Source organism: Floccifex sp. (assembly GCF_051873555.1).
Taxonomy (GTDB): Bacteria; Bacillota_I; Bacilli_A; order Erysipelotrichales; family Erysipelotrichaceae; genus Floccifex.
The window spans coordinates 1-19,708 of sequence record NZ_JBJEEY010000018.1 but is presented as its reverse complement, the minus strand read 5'-3'; the positions used below and the strand labels follow the sequence as shown (position 1 = coordinate 19,708).

12 protein-coding genes and 1 pseudogene are annotated in these 19,708 nt (G+C 33.5%); 8 read left to right on the top strand and 5 right to left on the bottom strand.

Translation table 11 applies throughout. The annotated features are described in order from the left end of the window. Positions 1 to 276: 276 nt before the first annotated feature. The 3 genes from ACI32A_RS01285 to ACI32A_RS01275 form a co-directional block, all read right to left on the bottom strand. Positions 277 to 1,608: a citrate/2-methylcitrate synthase gene (locus ACI32A_RS01285; protein ID WP_439753208.1), complete on the bottom strand. Its 1,332-nt coding sequence runs from the start codon at positions 1,606 to 1,608 to the stop codon at positions 277 to 279. Next, entirely contained in the window at positions 1,605 to 2,048 is a 444-nt protein-coding gene (locus tag ACI32A_RS01280; RefSeq protein WP_439753207.1) for a hypothetical protein, read from the bottom strand. Before ACI32A_RS01280 ends, ACI32A_RS01285 begins: the two co-directional genes overlap by 4 nt. A 102-nt stretch (positions 2,049 to 2,150) precedes the next feature. Further along, positions 2,151 to 2,606 (bottom strand): divergent PAP2 family protein, encoded by a 456-nt coding sequence (locus ACI32A_RS01275; protein ID WP_439753206.1) that lies wholly within the window; start codon positions 2,604 to 2,606, stop codon positions 2,151 to 2,153. A 59-nt stretch (positions 2,607 to 2,665) separates the two neighbouring features. Here ACI32A_RS01275 and ACI32A_RS01270 point away from each other — a divergent pair, with 59 nt between their 5' ends. Further along, positions 2,666 to 3,430, top strand: a complete 765-nt coding sequence (locus ACI32A_RS01270; RefSeq protein WP_439753205.1) for an alpha/beta hydrolase family protein — start codon at positions 2,666 to 2,668, stop codon at positions 3,428 to 3,430. Positions 3,431 to 3,600: 170 nt separating this feature from the next. After that, on the top strand, positions 3,601 to 4,254 hold the full coding sequence (trhA, locus tag ACI32A_RS01265) for a PAQR family membrane homeostasis protein TrhA (protein WP_439753204.1): 654 nt from the start codon (positions 3,601 to 3,603) through the stop codon (positions 4,252 to 4,254). A gap of 16 nt (positions 4,255 to 4,270) precedes the next feature. Here the strand turns inward: trhA and ACI32A_RS01260 are convergent, their stop codons facing one another. Further along, the gene (locus ACI32A_RS01260; protein WP_439753203.1) at positions 4,271 to 5,224 is read right to left on the bottom strand and encodes a MerR family transcriptional regulator; all 954 of its coding nucleotides are present in this window, start codon (positions 5,222 to 5,224) and stop codon (positions 4,271 to 4,273) included. 157 nt (positions 5,225 to 5,381) lie between these two features. Between ACI32A_RS01260 and baiCD the strand changes: the two genes are divergently transcribed. Beyond that, complete coding sequence (baiCD, locus tag ACI32A_RS01255; protein WP_439753202.1) at positions 5,382 to 8,852, top strand: bile acid Fe-S flavoenzyme BaiCD; 3,471 nt, start codon at positions 5,382 to 5,384, stop codon at positions 8,850 to 8,852. Positions 8,853 to 8,990: 138 nt separating this feature from the next. Beyond that, a complete protein-coding gene (locus ACI32A_RS01250; RefSeq protein WP_439753201.1) occupies positions 8,991 to 14,306 on the top strand; it encodes a GH32 C-terminal domain-containing protein in 5,316 nt (1,771 codons plus the stop codon). 30 nt (positions 14,307 to 14,336) lie between these two features. On the opposite strand, the pseudogene ACI32A_RS01245 reads toward ACI32A_RS01250, so the two are convergent. Next, a pseudogene (locus ACI32A_RS01245) lies at positions 14,337 to 15,191 on the bottom strand (AAA family ATPase); the annotation flags it as partial. Between the two features lie 204 nt (positions 15,192 to 15,395). Here ACI32A_RS01245 and ACI32A_RS01240 point away from each other — a divergent pair. From ACI32A_RS01240 to ACI32A_RS01225, 4 genes are read left to right on the top strand one after another with little or no spacing between them, the layout of a single operon-like run. Next, entirely contained in the window at positions 15,396 to 16,370 is a 975-nt protein-coding gene (locus ACI32A_RS01240; RefSeq protein ID WP_439753200.1) for a sugar ABC transporter substrate-binding protein, read from the top strand. Continuing rightward, positions 16,370 to 17,689 (top strand): sensor histidine kinase, encoded by a 1,320-nt coding sequence (locus ACI32A_RS01235; protein WP_439753199.1) that lies wholly within the window; start codon positions 16,370 to 16,372, stop codon positions 17,687 to 17,689. The genes ACI32A_RS01240 and ACI32A_RS01235 overlap by 1 nt, the downstream gene beginning before the upstream one ends. Next, positions 17,686 to 18,390 carry a response regulator transcription factor gene (locus ACI32A_RS01230; protein WP_439753198.1) on the top strand — a complete coding sequence of 235 codons (705 nt, stop codon included), beginning with the start codon at positions 17,686 to 17,688 and terminating at the stop codon, positions 18,388 to 18,390. Before ACI32A_RS01235 ends, ACI32A_RS01230 begins: the two co-directional genes overlap by 4 nt. After that, entirely contained in the window at positions 18,374 to 19,657 is a 1,284-nt protein-coding gene (locus ACI32A_RS01225) for an ABC transporter substrate-binding protein (protein ID WP_439753197.1), read from the top strand. The genes ACI32A_RS01230 and ACI32A_RS01225 overlap by 17 nt, the downstream gene beginning before the upstream one ends. Positions 19,658 to 19,708: the final 51 nt, after the last annotated feature.

Sequence of the window (19,708 nt, the reverse complement as noted above, 5' to 3'; positions counted from 1 at the left end):
TACGTACGGTGCAATGAGAGGGGCGAAGATTAATTTCTTCCCTCTACTCTATTTTAAACAAGAATCAAATAATTGACTCATTACATAACCAATACTTGTCATGATCACCATGGCAATTAGACTTGTTACAAAAAACATAGGTTCTCCTTTCCATCTATATTCAGTAATTGTTCTAAAAATCATATAAGGTTTTAACCTTATACATGTATTAAAACACGAATCATTTCAATGTCAAATCAGGAAAACGCATACATTAAATGTAAGGGTTATCAAGTTTTATTCTTTTCGTTCCATGATACTCATATACGCTGGACGAATGATTTTTTCCATGCAAATCAATTCCTCAATGCGATGGCTGGACCATCCAACAATACGAGCAATCGCAAACATGGCCGTATATAATTCTTGTGGAATACCTAACATTTCATACACAAAACCAGAATAGAAATCGACATTCGGACTTACGCCTTTATATATTTTTCGCTTTTCAGCAATGACTTCAGGGGCAATTTTTTCGATATTTTCATATAAAGCCAAGTCTTCCATACGTCCCTTTTCTTGAGCTAACTGAACAACATAAGACTTAAAGACACGTTCTCTTGGATCAGAAATCGAATACACTGCATGTCCCATTCCATATATTAATCCCTTATGATCAAATGCTTGTTTATCCACAATTTTTTCTAAATAATCTCGAATTTGATCTTCGTCATGGAAATCACTGACATGGTTACGAATATCTTCTATCATTTCCATGACCTTTATATTGGCACCTCCATGTTTTGGACCCTTTAAAGAAGACATTGCAGCAGTGATTGTCGCATAAGTATCGGAGCCAGATGATGTGACAACACGTGTTGTAAACGTTGAATTGTTTCCTCCACCGTGTTCCATATGAAGAATTAAAGCCGTATCTAATACTTTTGCTTCTACTTGTGTATATTTTTTATCAGGACGAAGCATCATCAATATATTTTCAGCTGTAGATAAATTCGGATCCGGATGATGAATAAACATGCTGTTGTATTTTTCATAGTGATCATAGGCATTGTAACCATAAATTGCTAATAAAGGAAATTCTGCAATGAGTTGAATACATTGACGTAGTACATTAGGAATACTTGTATCACTGACATTTTCATCATAAGATGCCAATGTTAAAATACTTTTTGTCATGGAATTCATAATGTCTTTACTAGGTGCTTTCATAATAACATCTCGTGTAAAATTCGTTGGAAGTGTTCGACATTGTCCAATAAAAGAACGAAACTCTTTTTCTTCTTGTTCATCCGGTAATTGACCCATCAATAATAAATAAGCAATTTTTTCATAGCCAAATTCATTAGGTTTTAAAGATTGAATTAAATTCTGTACTTGATAACCACGATACCATAGCTGACCATCACATGGTTCTTTTTTTTCGTTGACTATATGAGAAGAAATAATTTCTGAAATATGAGTTAAACCCGTTAAAACTCCTTTTCCATTTTCATCTCGTAAACCACGATATACACCATATTCCTGAAATAAAATAGGAGAAGTATAGTCGTTTTTAAAACAAACAGGTTCCTGTTTCTTTGTATATTCAATTAAATCATTTAAATTCATTTATCATTTCCTCCTTTTAACAACATTTGCTGAAATTCATGAATCAAAGACAATAAAAGAAGAGACTTTTCTTTTCCAAATTCTTTTATAGCTCTTTGGCAAAAATCATTTAAATATTCTTCTTGTGTAGACAATAAATGAAGTCCATCTTCGGTAATAGTAATATAGGTACCATCTTGTCCATTTCCATCAAAAGACCACTTCACATAGCCTTTATCTCTTAAATTTGAAATAATGGAGGCTAAATATTTATAGGAAATCTGCATACTGGAAGCCAGGTCTTTTAAATAAATTTTTTCATTGGTACCATTTGAAATCTTTTTTAAAGCCACATATTCATTCATACTGGTCCGATCAAAAAAATCTCGAATGACATTTCGATTTTCATAATATTGATCAATGATAAGTTGAGTAACTTGATCGGTAATTTGTTTTGACATAAAACCTCCTAAATAGTTCAAATATGAACAATTCTATTTTGAAGTATTATATGAAATTCATGGACAACTGTCAAGAAAATAAAAACACATGTCAAGCATGTGTTAAAGAAATGGATAGAAAATAAAAGGAATAAATAAACCAAGGATCAAACCACCAAAGACTTCTACAAACTTATGACCCAGAATCGTTTTTAATTTTTCCTGATAAATTGGATCATCAAAATGAAGACCCGTTATAGTTCGTAAATCCTGAATTAAATGTTGTGTCAATTCAATATTTTTTCCAGAATAATAACGAACATGACATGCATCATACATCACAATAAAAGAAAAAACACAAGTTATCGCAAATATAGAGGAATCAAATCCTTCAGTAATTCCGACAGCCAAGGTTAAACTGGTAACAGTTGAACTGTGTGAAGAAGGAAATCCACCGCTTTCTAAACACCAGCGAAAATCCCATGTTCCACTTCGATAATAATAAACAAATATTTTGGCAACTTGAGCAATAACATTGCTTAATAAAGCCGAGGCTAAGATGTAAATAGAATGGGGCATTGTGAATTTTCTCCTTTCTCTGTTACAATTATAGCACAAGCTATTCGAAAGGAGACAACATGGAAAAAAGAATCTTTATTTCATGTGAGGATCATGATATTCCTATGGTCATTACGTATCCCAAAACAGGAAATCATTTTCCTTGTATTTTAATGTTACATGGTTTTTTAGCTTATAAAGAAGGCGATGGATATTTATTTCAAAAGCTTGCACAGGAATTTGAAAAAAAAGGATGGGCCAGTGCACGTATTGATTTTTGTTCGATGGGAGAAAATCGTTGTTCAAGAAAAAAATATGGCATGGATATGATGAAAAAAGAATGCAAGACAGCTTTTGAATTTCTTCAAAACAATTCAATAATCGATGCAAACAAAATTGGTTTATTAGGACATAGTCTAGGTGCCAGAGTGGCATTATCTTGTACGGATTTACCTTCCTGGTGTATCATAACCCTAAATGGAGCTATTCACGAAGATGGAAATGATTTAGCCAGTCTTTTGGTTCCTAAACGAAATGAAGAAGGCTATTGTTTGATGTATCCAAGTGATGGAAGAATTGAATTGTTGTTTGAAGAATTTGTAGAACAATTAAAACAATCTTCTTTGCATACCGTTTTGTATGACAATCCTGTTTTTGTTTGCATTGGAAAAGAAGATCCAACGATATCAAATGAAGTTAGTCTGCAATTTGTAAAAAAACATAAAAACGCAAGGCTCATTGAAATCGAAAAAGCCAATCATACATTTAATGCCAAAACAAAAGACTATACCAAAACTTATGAACTTTTTAATCATTTATTTGAACAATTGAAAGGAATACTATGATACGAATTATTTTATATATTGTTTCAGCACTTTGTTCTTTATTAGCCTGCATAGGAAGTTTTTATTTACATGAAACTATGATTGGATTTTTGACATTGTTTTGTACGTTATATAGTTTTTATATGGTGCTTAAAATTTGTAAAAAAAGAAAATAAGACTATAATAACGATATGGAAAAAAATAGTATGAAATATACATATCCTTTGAGTTTTTCAGAGGAAGTCGGCAACTCTATTAGTCATGGTGTAATGGGAATTTTATTGTTATTTACGCTTCCATATTATGCGATTCGAGCGTATTTACAAGGAGGATGGCTGCAAGCCGCGGGTATTTCCGTTTTCTTTATTTGTTTGTTTTTTATGTTTATGGGCTCTTGCCTTTATCATACAATGCCAAGAGAAACCACTCATAAATTTGTATTTCGAAAAATTGATCACATCATGATTTTATTAGCTATTGCCGGTACATATACACCTATTTGTTTAATCGTAATGCATGACTGGATAGGATATTTGGTTTTGGGTATTGAATGGATCATGGCATTGGCAGGGATTTTACTAAAATCCATTTCCAATCAGTCACATCCTAAATTATCTATGACCATTTATATGATTATGGGATGGCTGGGAATTTTTGTTCTTCCTTATTTGATTAAACATACATCATGGATTTTTATGACATTGATCGCTTTGGGTGGACTTTTATATACCATTGGAACATTTTTTTATTCCCATCCCCAAAAACATTTTTTTCATTTTGTGTGGCATATTTTTATTGTTTTAGCTAGTCTATCGCATTTAATTGCGATTCTCTATTTCATGTGAAGGAAACTTCACATTTTTATTTTAGATAGCCAAAAATTTCAATTGCCGCATGATGATATGAATCCAAATCAATATATCCCATTAATTGCTGGTTCATTTCTTTCATTAATTCCTTGTTTTGATACACCAATTCACAGACAATATGAATATTGGCAACATATTTTTCAAAAAAAGGAGAAATTTGTTTAATGATATCTTGAAGAACTTTAGAATCATATAAACGTAAATTTGGTAAATAAAATGAATGATAGTTTTGTTTCCAGTATGAAATCATATTTGGATTCTTTAAATTTTTTTGAATATGAAATTCCAATTCTTTGGCATAGTCAATACAACCTTGTTCATTTAAATTTACAGTAAATTCATAATGCTTGGAATTATCTTTAAAAATCAGTTCCAATTGTTCAGGATTTAAAGAATTCAAATATTGTGTCAATGTTTTAACATCACCAGTGGTATCTTCATTTGTTATGCGATTGATTTTTGTCCATAAAAATTCCTGAAAATCATTTTGAATGCCATCGGGAATAAATCGAGACCATAAAAAACGAACCACTAAAAATGAATCTTTTTTGAGTTCTGTTTGTGTTTCAAAAGAAGGAATATGTGCATCTTTTACTACTTCATATAAAGCAGGAAATTGAATATGAAGAGGTAAATGATCCAATATATATTGTATACTTTGTATTGTTTTCAATAGATGTTCTTGTTTTTGTTGTAAAGAAAATAAATAATTGGAAAAATAAAAAGAAGCTGTAGATGGTTCATTTAAAATGTGACGAATCATAGAAATAGGTATATCACCATCTCTTAACATAGAAATAAAACGCAATTGAAGAATGTCTTCTTCACTAAAATCATAGTATCCATTCTGGGAATTGATTTTTGGCTTTAATAAACCTTCTTGAATATAAAAATGAATTGTTCTTTTGGATAAACCACATTTTTGACTGACTTCCAGTATTTTCATATTTATAGTATACACTATACTGAATGGTTTTAAAGTCAAAAAATGAAAGCGATTTCAAACATTTCCACTTTTTATACTAAAAAAGACAAAAAATAAGGGAATTGACACTTCATAAAGTGTATATTTTATAATTTAAATAAGATTAGGAGGTACCCTTATGTTCGAAAAAATGTTTGAACCCATTACTATTCGCGGATTAACACTAAAAAATCGTGTTGTATATTCCGCAGCGGGAACAAAATTTTCAGGAAAAGGAAGTTTTGTGACAGACACATTAATTCATTATCATGTAGCTCGTGTAAAAGGAGGAAGCGGCTTAAACTGTGTAGAAGTCAGTTCCGTTCATACACCATCGGCTCCACGTAGATTTTTATCATTAAGTGAAGATATGTATATTCCAGGCCATAAAAAATTAGTAGACGCCATTCATGAAGCTGGCGGAAAAGCATGTATTCAATTGTGGCAAGGTGGATTGGCCGTTGGAAGTGATCGAACAGCACAAATCTTAGTATCCAGTGATATGCCAGTTTCAGCTCAAATGACTTTACCAGGTATTACGATTGATCAAATTAAAGAAATAGAAGAATGTTTTGGAAAAGCAGCAAACCGAGCTGTGCAAGCCGGATATGACTGCGTTGAATTCCATTGTGCTCATAATTATTTGCCACATTCTTTTTTAAGTGCTTTCTTTAATCATAGACAAGACGAATACGGTGGAAGTTTAGAAAATAGAGCAAAATTCCCATTGGAATGTATTAAAAAAATTCGTGAAAATATTCCAGAAGACATGCCATTGTTTATGCGAATTGATGCGATGGATGATTATTTAGAAAATGGAATGACAATTGAAGATACCATTACATTCTGTAACTGGGCCAAAGAAGCTGGTGTAGATGTATTAAATGTTTCACGAGGAAATTTCTCTTCAGCAGCCATTAAATATGAAGTACCATCTATTGATACACCACAAGGATTTAATATTGATAATGCTTCTAAGATTCGAAAAGGAACTGGAATGATTACCATTGGTGTTGGACGCATTAATACACCAGAAATTGCTGAAAAAGCATTGGAAGACGATAAAGTGGATATGGTGGTTATGTGTCGTGCCCAATATGCAGATCCAGAATTCTTAAATAAAGTCAAAGACAATCGTTTAGATGAAATCACATATTGTATTGGATGTGATCAAGGATGCTATGATGGCTTTGAAAATATGGATATTCCACAAGTAACTTGTTTAATGAATCCTGCGTTAGGTCGTGAAAAAGAATGTGAAATAGTTCAAACTACAAAACCAGAAACAGTATTGATTGCTGGTGGAGGAATTGCTGGTTTAGAAGCGGCTTTAACGCTTAAACGAAGAGGACATCATCCAATCTTAATGGAAAGTAGCGATGCATTAGGTGGTCAATTTATTTTAGCTGGAAAAGCACCTCGTAAAAAAGAAATGAGCGATGCTGTGATTCGAATGGCAAACTTAGCCCAAAAAATGAATATTGATATTCGTTTGAATACAACCGTCACACCGGAAACTATTGCTCAAATCAAGCCTCATTCTTTTATTAATGCGATAGGAGCCACACCAATTGAATTAAATATTCCAGGACATGATTTAGACTTTGTCTATAATTCCCATGAAATCTTAGCAGGAAAACAAGAAGTGAAAGGCAAAGTCGTTGTCATTGGTGGTGGATTGGTTGGCTGTGAAGTGGCTGAATTTGCAGCCGCTAGAGGATGTAAAGTTACAATTTTGGAAATGTTACCAGCCATTGCATCGGATTTGGGAAGCGTTCGTAAAACATGTGTCATGGAAAGTATTTATGGTGCTGGTATTACACCTGTGACAGATATTAAAGTCAAAGCCATTGAAAATGGAAAAGTCATTGGAACAAAAGATGATCAGGACATGGCGTTTGATTGTGATATGGCTATTGTTGCTATTGGATCTAAATCAAGAAATACAAGTGCATTGGAACAAAGCTGTTATGATAATGAAGTTGCGTATTTCTGCGTTGGAGATGCTTATGGTGCCAGACGTGCTTTAAATGCCGTTAGAGAAGCCTTTGATGTGGCAATGACATTTGATAAAGAAGACGTTCATAGAGACGCTCTAAAACCAAATAAAGTGGTTTTCTTAACAGGTGCGAGTGGAACCATGGGACAAGAAACGCTGAAACAATTATTGGCTCGTTCATCTCGTTTTAATGTACGTGCTCTGGTACGTGACTCAAAGAAAAACCGTGAATTGATGAAAAAATATCGTCAACCTAGTTTAGAAATCATTTGGGGCGATATGACGGATTACGATACGATTTTAAGATGTGTAACAGGAGCGGATTATGTATTGCATATTGGGGCAATGGTTTCACCAATGGCCGATGATTATCCAGAAGAAACACTGTATACAAACATTGGATCGACTTTAAATATCATTAAAGCCATTAAAGCACAACCAGATCCAGATAAAGTTCATTTTGCGTATGTTGGAACCGTAGCTATGACAGGATATCGAGCTGTACCAATTCAATTTGGACGTGTTGGCGATCCAATTTGTCCATCTATTTTTGATTACTATGCATTGAGTAAAGTATTCAGTGAAGCGGCTTTATACGATAGTGGATTAAAACACTGGGTCAGCATTCGCCAAACAGGTCAACACCCATCCAATGAAGCAGCTGGTAGTCTACCAATTATTACACATCAGCCACCAAATAACGTATTGGAATGGTCAACTTCCATTGAATCAGGTATTTGTATGGCTAACTTATGTGAAGACTGGGTACCTGAATCTTTCTGGCGTAAAGCCTATAACTTGAGTAGTGGAGAAGGGTATCGATTAACGACTTGGGAATTAATGGATATTAATTTAGGTGCCTTTGGCATTGGATTAAAAGACATTCATGAATCCAATCGTGTCGCAAAATACAACTTCCATGGACAATACTATACAGATTCCAAAGACTTAGATGATATTCTTCATTTTAGATGTATTCCAGCTGAACAATATTGGGCATCTGTCAAAGATGAAATGGCAAGAATGGCAAGAAATCCAATGATTGCTGCAATGTTTCCAACAGCTCAGCAAATGAAAGAAAACAATAAAATGATTGGCCGTAAGCGAATGGGAACATACTGGATGATTGAAAATAATGAAGAAGATTGGATTAAAGCTTTCTTTGGTTCAAAAGAACAATTGGAAGCAATTCCAGATTGGGATCATTATGAATTCTTCCATCCAAGTGAAGAAGAAACATATTTGGATCATGGATACGATGAATCTAAATCTTTAGAAGAACTGACAATTGAAGATTTACAAAAAATTGCACAATTCCATGGTGGAGAATGTCTGGCCACAGAAATTAAAGATATTTATACACCAATTCGCTGGAAATCACATGAAGGCTATGAATTTGATATGTCTATAAATGCCGTTGTACAAGGTGGACACTGGGCATTGGAATGTTACAAAGACGCATGGACATATGGAGCACAGGCAAAATACAATCCGTTCTTAGGACAAGTATGGTGGCCAATTCACCCTGAAAGTGATGATTATGTGATTAAAATGGATCATAAAGCCTATGATATTTATCATGAATTACGAAAGAAATTAGGTTTTGAATAAAAATATTTGGACTGCAACAAGCAGTCCTTTTTTTTATGTGACAAATGTCATATTTGTTTGTGACAATCTTTACTTTAAATGAAATCTACAAAAATTTACAATAACATTGATAAAATTTACAATTAAAGGAGAGAAGAGATGTTTAAAAAAGCTTTACAAGGGGCTATATCGGCTTCCATGTTGTTAAATGGAATGATTGTATATACCCCAATTGTACTTAATGCCCAGGAAAATAAGGCAAAGAGTACACAAACACAAAATGTTTCAAGTCTAGAATCTAGAATTGGTCAAGTTGTTGTGAATAATACAGGAGACAACAATTTTCTAAGACTATCTACAGTACAGGCACAAACCAATTTTACCTTCAGTGCCGATGTTACTTTTACCAATCCAGACGAACAACAATCTGCAGCTTTGGTATTTGGAATTCGAAGTGGTGATACAAATGATTCATTAAAAGCCAATGTCCATGGAAAAATTGACTGGAATGTTCCAGCACGTGTCTGGGGATATGGACTCAACAATGATTTGGGTTGTCCAGGTGAAAAAGGAAGTGCGAATACTTTCTTTAGAGACAATGCCATTGATTTAACATCAACATTTAATATGAAAGTAGTTGTACAAAATAAACATCTACAGTATTTCATTAATAACATATTAGTTTGTGAAGGTGATTTAAATGACAATTATAATGGTGGAGATTTTGGCTTTATGACTTATTCATCCACTGCTGTGTTCTCAAATATCACAATCCAGGGAGATTCATTGAAACAAGGTTATGCCAATGTAGAAGGAACAACTATATATGGACTACCAGGAGATGCACATACGATTTTAAGTGGTATTTCATCTGTTAATGCTTTTACTTATGAAGCTGATGTCAATTTAATCACTGGAAACAGTGCCGCTTTAACTTTTGGAATTCAAGATCCAAATAATCCTGCAAGCAGCTGGTTAGGGGCTAACTTTAATTTTAATGATAACGATGGAAAGGGACAGATTCGTGTATTCAGTGTCAATGGAGCTAGTGTAGGTGCTAACGCGAATTATACACCAATTAATGATATTGATAAAACACAGCCAATCCATATGAAATTAGATGTTACAGAAGAAGGAATTGTTACTTTCTCTGTGGGTAATAATGAAACAAATACGCATACAGTATCTACCGCACTCACAAATTATACAGGTGGATATTTAGGGGCTTTGGCATTTGATAGTAGTGCTTCTTTTTCCAATATCACAGTGACAACACCAGTGGAATCTTCTCCATATGAAACGAATTTTATCAATATTGGATCGAGTCCAATGACAATTGATGAAAACAATATCACTTTGGCAAATTCAGGTGGTGATCACTTTGCGATATTAGATACAGAAACAAAGGCCAATGACTTTATCTGGGAAGCGGACTTACAGTTTACAGGAACCAATGTCATTCAATCCGCTGGACTGGTCTTTGGAGTACAAAATAAGGCAAACCCAGGTCTGAAATGGTATTGTGCTAACTTAGATTCCCAAAGAATGGGAAATAATGATTTATTCCGTGTATTTGGTACCGGATTCAGTGATACAGGCATGACAAATGAAACCAAAAATAATATGAATATTGATATTACACAGCCTCTTCATTTAAAAGTCGAAATGAAGAAAAACGGTGAATTCACATATTCGTTTAGTAATGTCGATTCCTCTAATGTTTCTACAATTACTGGAACGATTTCCAACTGGGAAGGTGGTTATGTTGGTTTGTTGTCCTTTAATTCTCAGGCAACATTCTCCAATGTGCAGTTTACCGATCGAAGTGATTTTTCCAGTGATTTGACAGAACTGGAATTAGATGAAAGATTCAAAACAAATTTAAGTAATCTGGCCTACAACAATGGAACATGGAAAATTAATGAAAATGGTTTATATAGCGATGCCACAGACAAAGGCGATGCCTTCCTGGTATCACAAGTTACAGGTTCTAACTTTGTATATCAGACAGATATCAAATTTGATTCGAATATAGGTTGTGCAGCTTTAGTATTTAGAAGCAATAATGATTTAGGAAATAAAGAATCATATGCGGTCAATGTCAATGCCGAAAATGGAAATGTCAAGTTCTGGCGCTGGCAGGCCAATAATGCCAATCAATTAATTACAGAAAAAACAGTGGGAAAAACAGATACTTATACACTAAAAGTAGTCGCTTATAATGAATGGATTCTATATTATGTCAATGACCAGCTGGTAGCCAGTCTGGGAGATTATACACTTCAAAGAGATGATCTAGGACAGACAACGGTATTGACTTCTGGTTATTTTGGATTGTTGAACTTCAATTCAAAAGTGACTTTCCAGAATACATACTATAAAGAATTTGATGATAGCTTTAATCCATTATTATCGGATATCACAGTAGAAACAGATAAAGGATCCCGTGCTATTACCGATTCTTCACAGTTCCGTTCAACAGAGCCAATGCTTATTCAATATGTAGAACATGAAGTAGAATCTGTAAAATTGAATTGTACAGGAAATAGTTCTGTTATCATTAAAGATGAAAATGGAAATCAATATACAACAGAAGATAGTATTCCAATCCAGGATGGTATTAATTATTTAACAGTTATTTCAACTGCCAAAAAAGATGGAATGATTGCACCGGTTGCCTATCGAGTAAATGTGCATCGATATAAAGACGATGAAATCTACTACAATGAAACATATAGAGACCAGTATCATTATTCCGTCAAAGAAGGATGGGCAAACGATCCAAATGGTCTGGTTTACTATAACGGTGTCTACCATATGTTTTATCAGTTCTATGATGATACAAAGTGGGGACCAATGCACTGGGCCCATGCCACAAGTACAGACTTGATTCATTGGACAGATCAGCCAATTGCACTGTATCCAGATGCCAATGGCGCCATGTTCTCTGGATGTATCGTTGTGGATGAAAATAACACATCTGGATTATTTGGAGAAGGAAATCAGGGTGGACTGGTTGCCTTTATCACAGCGGATGGAAATGGACAGCGAATCAAGGTGGCAACTTCAAAAGATGGAAACACGTGGACAAAAACAGATCTGGTTGTTGCCGACTGGGTCAACGATCCATTGAATGTACCAGACTTCAGAGATCCAAAAGTCTTCAAATATGAAGGAAAATGGTTTATGGTTGTAGCCGGTGGACCACTTCGTATTTATTCTTCTAAAAACTTAGTGGACTGGGAATGTGAATCCACGTATGCCGATTTACATACAGAATGTCCTGATTTATATCCAATCCAATACGAAGGAACGACAAAATGGGTATTGTCCAGAGGTGGACGCTACTATAAGATTGGTGATTTTAAAGAAGTCGATGGAAACTGGACATTTGTACCAGATGAAGCCTATAAAACAAGTGATGGTATCATGAACTTTGGAAATGATTCCTATGCTGCCATGACATATTATGTACAGGACTTTGGAACTTCAATCAATCCAACGATTCCTGATATTATTGAAGTCAACTGGATGAATACATGGGCCGATGGATTCTGCAATGCAGTAGCGGATACAGTGGGACAGGATTTCAATGGAACATTTAATTTAAATCTACAGTTGGGATTGAGTTTGGATTCAAATGGAAACTATATATTGACGCAAACACCTATCAATGAATATGAAAAACTAAGAGATACAGAAAAAGCCATCACATTAAATAATGAAACAATCAGTGCCTCCAATGATTTATTCAAAGACTTCAATGAATCTTCGTATGAAATCGTAGCCCACTTTGTACCAGGAGAAGCAACAACGGAAGTTGGATTTAATGTACGTGTTGGAAACGGTGAAAAGACAGTTATCAAATACAATTTGAATAATCAGACAATGACCATTGATCGAAGCCAGTCAGGAACAATCATTCGCTCCAGTCTGAATGTGATGAATCAATCCAATGTGACAAGAAACAGCGATGGAAGCATTGACTTACATATTTATGTAGACCGAGCCAGTGTCGAAGCCTTTACATCCAATTACAGTGTAACAGGAGCTGCTCAAATCTTCCCGTCAGCGACAAGTAATGGATTAGAAGTCTATTCATTGGGACAGGATAGTAAAGCAGATATTACTGTGTATCCAATGAAGACCATCTGGAAAGATAAAACTACACCAACAAAACCAGTGGATATTGGATTAAACAGTACAAATGTACATCTTTATACAGGAGATACAACAACCATTAATGCATGGCTGGTACCAACGGAAGTTGAAAGTGAAATCAGTGTAGAATCTTCTGATTCCAAGATTGTAAAAGCATCCATTGAAAATGGAGTCATTACATTAAAAGCTATATTAAAAGGAGAAGCCACTGTTACAGTTAAAGCCGATGATATTTCTAAAGAAATTAAAGTGACAGTTGCCAACAATAACTTCAAGACAAATGTAAAAGATTTAGAAGGTGTATCCGGTAACTGGACAATTGAAGAAGATGAATTAAAAGTATCTAACACAGGAAGCAATGACTATTATTTATCACAGTCTCCATTGGCTTCCAGTGAATATACAATGGATTTTGATATTAAATACGACAAAGGACTTGTCAATGCCTTTGTAGCTGCACCAAATGGAAGCAATCCACATGATAATGGAGGTGCTTATTCCGTTCAGTTCACAAACGGAACAGAAGTTCGTCTGTTTGCCTTTGGTGGTGGAAATTATGCCACAGGAACATTAGATCAAGCCATCAATGACAATGAATATCATCATGTACAGATTCAAAAGACAAACAATCAAATTATTGTGATCATTGATGATCAGAAAGTCATTGAATATACATTTGATTCGACGATGGACTTCTTCAATGAAAATCCATATGTAGGATTAGGACTATGGGATGGAAATGTTTCCTTTAAGAATTTTATTGTCAAAGATGCCAGTTGGAATACTTTAACAAGTCTTGTAGAAGAAACAATTGTGGAAGAAAACTATACAACAAAGAGTGTACAGGCATATAAAGATGCTATCTATAATGCCAAACAAGCTTTAGCAGATGAAACAACTACACAAGAAGAAATAGCACAACATATTAAATCCATTGAAGAAGCTAAAAAAGCTTTAGTAAATGTACAAGCTTTAAAACAGGCAATGGATATCTCTACTTTAAATAAAGATGACTATACATCTAAGTCTTGGAAAGAATTAGAAAAAGTACTTCAAAAAGCACAAAGTTATCTGGAATCTGGTACACAAGAAGAAGTTGATGCATGTATCCAAGAGCTACAAGAAGCTAAAAATGCTTTGGCCAAGAAACAAAAAGAAGATTTAAAACCTTCAGATGATAAAGAAAGTCAATCCAATAAAAAAGATACAAACACAGGTGTGACATCGCATTTAAAAGTATGGACAACAGCTATGGTTTCTAGTTTAACAGGTATAGCAGCTATTCTAGTCTATAAAAAGAAACATCGTAAATAAGAAATAAAGGATCTGGAAAATTCCAGGTCCTTATTTTTTCCAAAGAAGTGTAGAATCATTTATTATGTTTTGAAGATCTTTTTCATTTAATGATTCAAGTCCTTCATAATCTCCTATAAAATAATAAACTGAATCAATTTTATCAGCATTTCTATTTTCTGGACAAAGAATTAATTCAGAATAGATTTCATCATTGGTAGTTAATGCATCCCATTTTGAATTCTTAACAAAAAAGAATAAATAATTTTTTGAGGAAATTGAAACTCTTTTAATGGTTGCTTCACAAATACGACTTCCTTGAAGTCGAGTTGTTAATGAATTATTAATCATAGAAACGGAAATACTATTATCTGGATTCACAATTTCAATATCTTTTTTTAAACTTGTTATAATGCCTAAACCAAGAACAATGAATAAAACAATAGAGGATAAACCAATAATAATTTGTTTACGAATTAATTTTTTCTTAACCTGTTTCAAAGATTTCATAGATTCTAAATATTCAGCTAAATTTCTATCACCATTCGCTAATAAAAATTCAGGAAAAGTCATAGGATCCATTTGCATGAAATTAACTTTTCCCACTGGAAAAGAAGAAGGCTTTGCCAAAGCAATTCCAAGTAAAGAACCGGCACAGGCAATATGATATTGTGGTGCATTTTTACAAAAATATTTCATGGAATTAATAACATCTGGACAATCTTGTACCTCATCAAAAATGATAAGAATTTGGAACAATTTTCTGTCACTAGCCATCATGAGATTTTGTAAAATACGATTTACATCTTTTGTAGTTTCAAAAAACTGCTTATATTCTTCATTTTCATCAAAGTTGAAATAAGCTATATTTTCATAATAACGCTTTCCGAATTTATTCAAAATCCAGGTTTTACCCGCTTATTGAACACCTTTTAAAATTAATGGCTGACGATAGTTAGATTCAGTAAATCATTTAAAATAAATTGTTCCATAGAACCACTCCTTCATATTATTTATAATAAAAATGTGATATAAATCACACTTTTATTATAAATAATGAGTACATACGTTTAGTTGCATTGATAAAAAGACATTGATAAAATAAAAAATATGAAAGATAAATTTAGAATTATTGAATGTATGATTATTGTTTTATCGCTGTTACTTGTATTAACAGGATATTCTTTTCTACAAAAATCATCTTTCTTTTATCTACAAAATCAAACAAAAGAACCCATTAAATTTGGGGCCACATATATGACAATGAATAACCCTTTCTTTGAAGTTATTAACGAAGAAATTGAAAATGAAATCATCCAAAGAGGGGATGTACTCTATACAATGGATCCCGCTTTAAGTGTTGACAAACAAATTGAACATATTCAACGTTTAATTCAAATGGATGTCGATGTATTATTTGTCAATCCCATAGATAGTACCAAACTCCATGACGTACTAGAAGAATGTCGACAAAAAGGCATTATTGTCATTGCGGTAGATACAAATTTAGATTCCAATGACTATGTCAGTTATACTGTTACATCCGATAATTATTTAGCAGGTGTTTTAGCTGCACAAGATATGATGACACAAAAAGAAAGTGCAAATATTGTTCTATTAGAGCATTCACAAACTGCTTCGGGTTCGTCTCGTATTCAAGGTTTTGTAGATACCGTTGAACCATATCCCGAATATAATATAGTTGCCAGAAAAGAATGTGAAGGACAACTGGAAAATGCGATGCCATGTATTTTTTCTATATTAAATGAAGGAATTTCTTTTGATGTAATTATGGCATTAAATGATCCAAGTGCTTTGGGTGCATTGGCTGCTTTAGAAGATTATGGAAAAACGGATATACTGGTTTATGGAGTAGATGGAACGCCTGAAACAAAGGTATTAATTAAGGATGGAAAAATGAGAGCGACTTCGGCTCAATTTCCCATTCAAATGGGACAAAAAGCCATTGAAATTGCGTACCAGTTACTCGAAAAGAAACCATTAGAATCAAAAGAAACAAAAATTTCAGTGTCATTGATTACATCTGAAAACATTGATGACTTTTCATTGACGGGGTGGCAATAATGAATACAAAAAAAATAAATTATGGACACTTTACTCGGGCTTTATTTTTGATTTTAGTCTGTATTAATTTCATTCACATAGAATTTATTGGAATGATTATTTATGTTACAACCAATAAAATAATCGCTACCCAGCAAGCTAGTGAATTCATTCAAACCATAGGCACCATTCCCTTTTTTTCTTATACACAAACAATAGTATTAGTGAATATATTCTTTTTTCTATTTGTTTTACTTATGTGGATTGAAAAAAGAAAAACAATTACGATTATTCAAAGTCGAATACTCACTGGTTTATCATTTATATGTTGTGCCTTGATTGTTTATTTTTTACAATTATCTAGTAATTCGATTGTGTTACTCTTTATCGTCTTTATTTTATATCGGCACAGAGACAATAAAGACTTATATATGTTTTTAGGATTGGGAATTCTATTGTATGTGGTTTCTAATTCCAATATATTACCCATTTTTCATTCCATTCCCTTAAGCGAATACATTTCCTGGTATTCCAGCAAAGGAAGACTGTTTTTGAATTTTATTGACAGTGTTTTAAATACACTGAATATGATTCTCTTCATTCTTGAAATTTTTTCGATTATGGTCTTTGAATTAGATGAAAACAAACGAATCAAAGCCTTAAATGAAGAGCTCCAGCACTTAAATCAGCAATTAGAAGAATATGCTGTTTTACAAGAAAAAATGGGAGAAACAAAAGAGCGAAATCGATTGGCCCGTGAAATCCATGATACATTGGGACATACATTAACAGGACTATCTGTAGGAATTGATGCGGCCATTGTGATTATGGACATAGATAAAGAAGCTACAAAAAAACAACTATCCATATTATCGCAAACAGCTCGTCAAGGTTTAACAGATGTTCGTCGTTCAGTTGAAAAATTAAGACCCGATGCCTTGGAGAGATTCACATTAAAAGAAGCATTGGAAAGATTGATTCTTGATTTTGAAACAGTATCGAATGTAAACATTAAATTCGTTTATCACATTGATGCTTTAAGCTTTCAACAAGACATGGATGAAGTTATTTATCGAATTGTACAAGAAGGCTTGACCAATGCGATTCGACACGGAAAAGCTAAAAATATTTTTGTATCCTTTGCTTATGAAGACAACAAATCTAAATTGGTCATCATCATTGAAGATGATGGAATAGGATGTCAACAAATAGAAGAAGGATTTGGATTACATCACATGAAAGAGAGAATTGAAATTCTACAAGGTCGTTTACAAGTATATGGATATGATGGATTTATTATTATTGCCGAAATTCCATTAAGAACAGGAGACATCACATGATCAAAATTATTATCGCTGATGATCAGCAACTACTTCGTGAAAGCCTAAAAATTATTTTAAGCAGCAATCCCAATTTTAAAATCATTGATTTAGTCAGTAATGGAAAAGATGTATTAACCAGCATTGAAAAAGAAATTCCTGACATAATTTTAATGGATATTCGAATGCCAGAAATGGATGGCGTTAATTGTACAAAATGTATCAAAGAAAAATATCCTCAAATTAATATCATCGTATTAACGACTTTTGACGACGATGAATATATCTATAACGCTTTGAAATTTGGAGCCAGTGGATATTTATTAAAAGGATCGTCTTTAGATGAATTAAGTAAAGCCATTCAGACTGTTTATGAAGGAGGAAGTATTATTCATCCAAGAGTAGCTGCAAAAGCTATTAAACTTTTTTCAGAAATGGCTAATCACGAAAATAAACAAGAGCCTGCTTTACATCCACAAGGAAATGTATCCGATTTATCAAAAACGGAATGGAAAGTTATTGAAAAAGTAGCCGATGGTCTATCAAATAAAGAAATCGCGGTTCATTTGCATTTTTCAGAAGGAACCATTCGAAATTATTTGAGCGTAATTCTGGATAAACTTCAATTACGAGATCGAACACAATTGGCAATTTGGTATCTGCAAAGTGGAAAGAAAATGGACAAAAATTTCCAACGAGGTCATGATGAAACAAATAACTAAAATTGTTCTGGTTTTTGCGATAGGATTTAGTGTTCTATTATTTACGAATTACCAATCCAAAAAAAACATTACTATAACCTTTGGCATGTTTGCAGGCAGTAATTGGGACGTTCCCAATGGGGATTGTTACCAAATTTATGAAAATGCCATTGCTCGTTTTGAAAAAAAACACCCAAATGTTAAGGTAAAACTAATTTCTGGGATCACCAAAGAAGACTATGTGGAATGGATTTTAGAAAAGTCTCTGCAACAAGACATACCCGATGTGTTTATGGTTCCATCGGAGAGTTTTGGTATGTTTGCGCAAACTGGTTTATTATTGAATCTAGAATCTTATATGGATGAAATCGATGAAAATGCATTTTATCAATCCAGTTTAAAAGCTGGACAATACAAAGAGTGTCAATATGCACTGCCATTTGAAAGTGTACCCACTTTAATGTATGTCAATAAAACATTGTTAGAAAACGAAAACATTGCTCTTCCTGATAATACATGGACATGGTCGGATTTTTATTCGATTTGCCAGCAAGTTACGAAAGATACAGATGGAGACGGGTATTTAGATCAATTTGGTGTCTATGGCTATGACTGGTTATTGGCAGCGCATTCCAATAACTGTGATATCATGGATGAAAACGGAAATCTTCATTTGAATTCTACAGAAATGGTTGAAAGCATTGATTTTATGAAAAAACTCATTGCCTTGAATCAAAATATTGAAGTCAATTCACAAGATTTTGATGAAGGAAAAGTGGCCTTCTGTCCGATGGAATTCAGTGAATATAGAGCTTATAAACCTTATCCATGGCGAGTAAAAAAATATTCCAACTTTGAATGGGATGCTCTTATGCTTCCTTCTGGTATACACGGAGACAATACATCTCAAATCAATACACTTTCCATGGGAATTTCTCGTTTTAGTTCAAATAAAGACATTGCATGGGAATTTTTAAAAGAATTAACATATAGTGAAGAATGCCAAAATGAAATTATTACACTATCCCAGGGTGTTCCTGTTCTACAAAGCGTGGCAAGTTCAAAAGAAACGATGAATTTATTATCCGATGATAGTCCAGGAGATTCTAACTTTCAGTTTATCATGTTAGATGAAGTAATGAAGCAGGGAACACCGATGGATTTATTTACTCAATATGATGAAATTATATCGCAGCTTGATGCAGAAATATATCGAATTGTTATTAATCATAGCGATGATACGTTAATGGAATTAACTAATATTCAACAAAAAATTCAAACAAAATAAGGGGCTGTAACGAATAGTTGAGTTTTTACAAATTCGAGGGGTTACAGCACC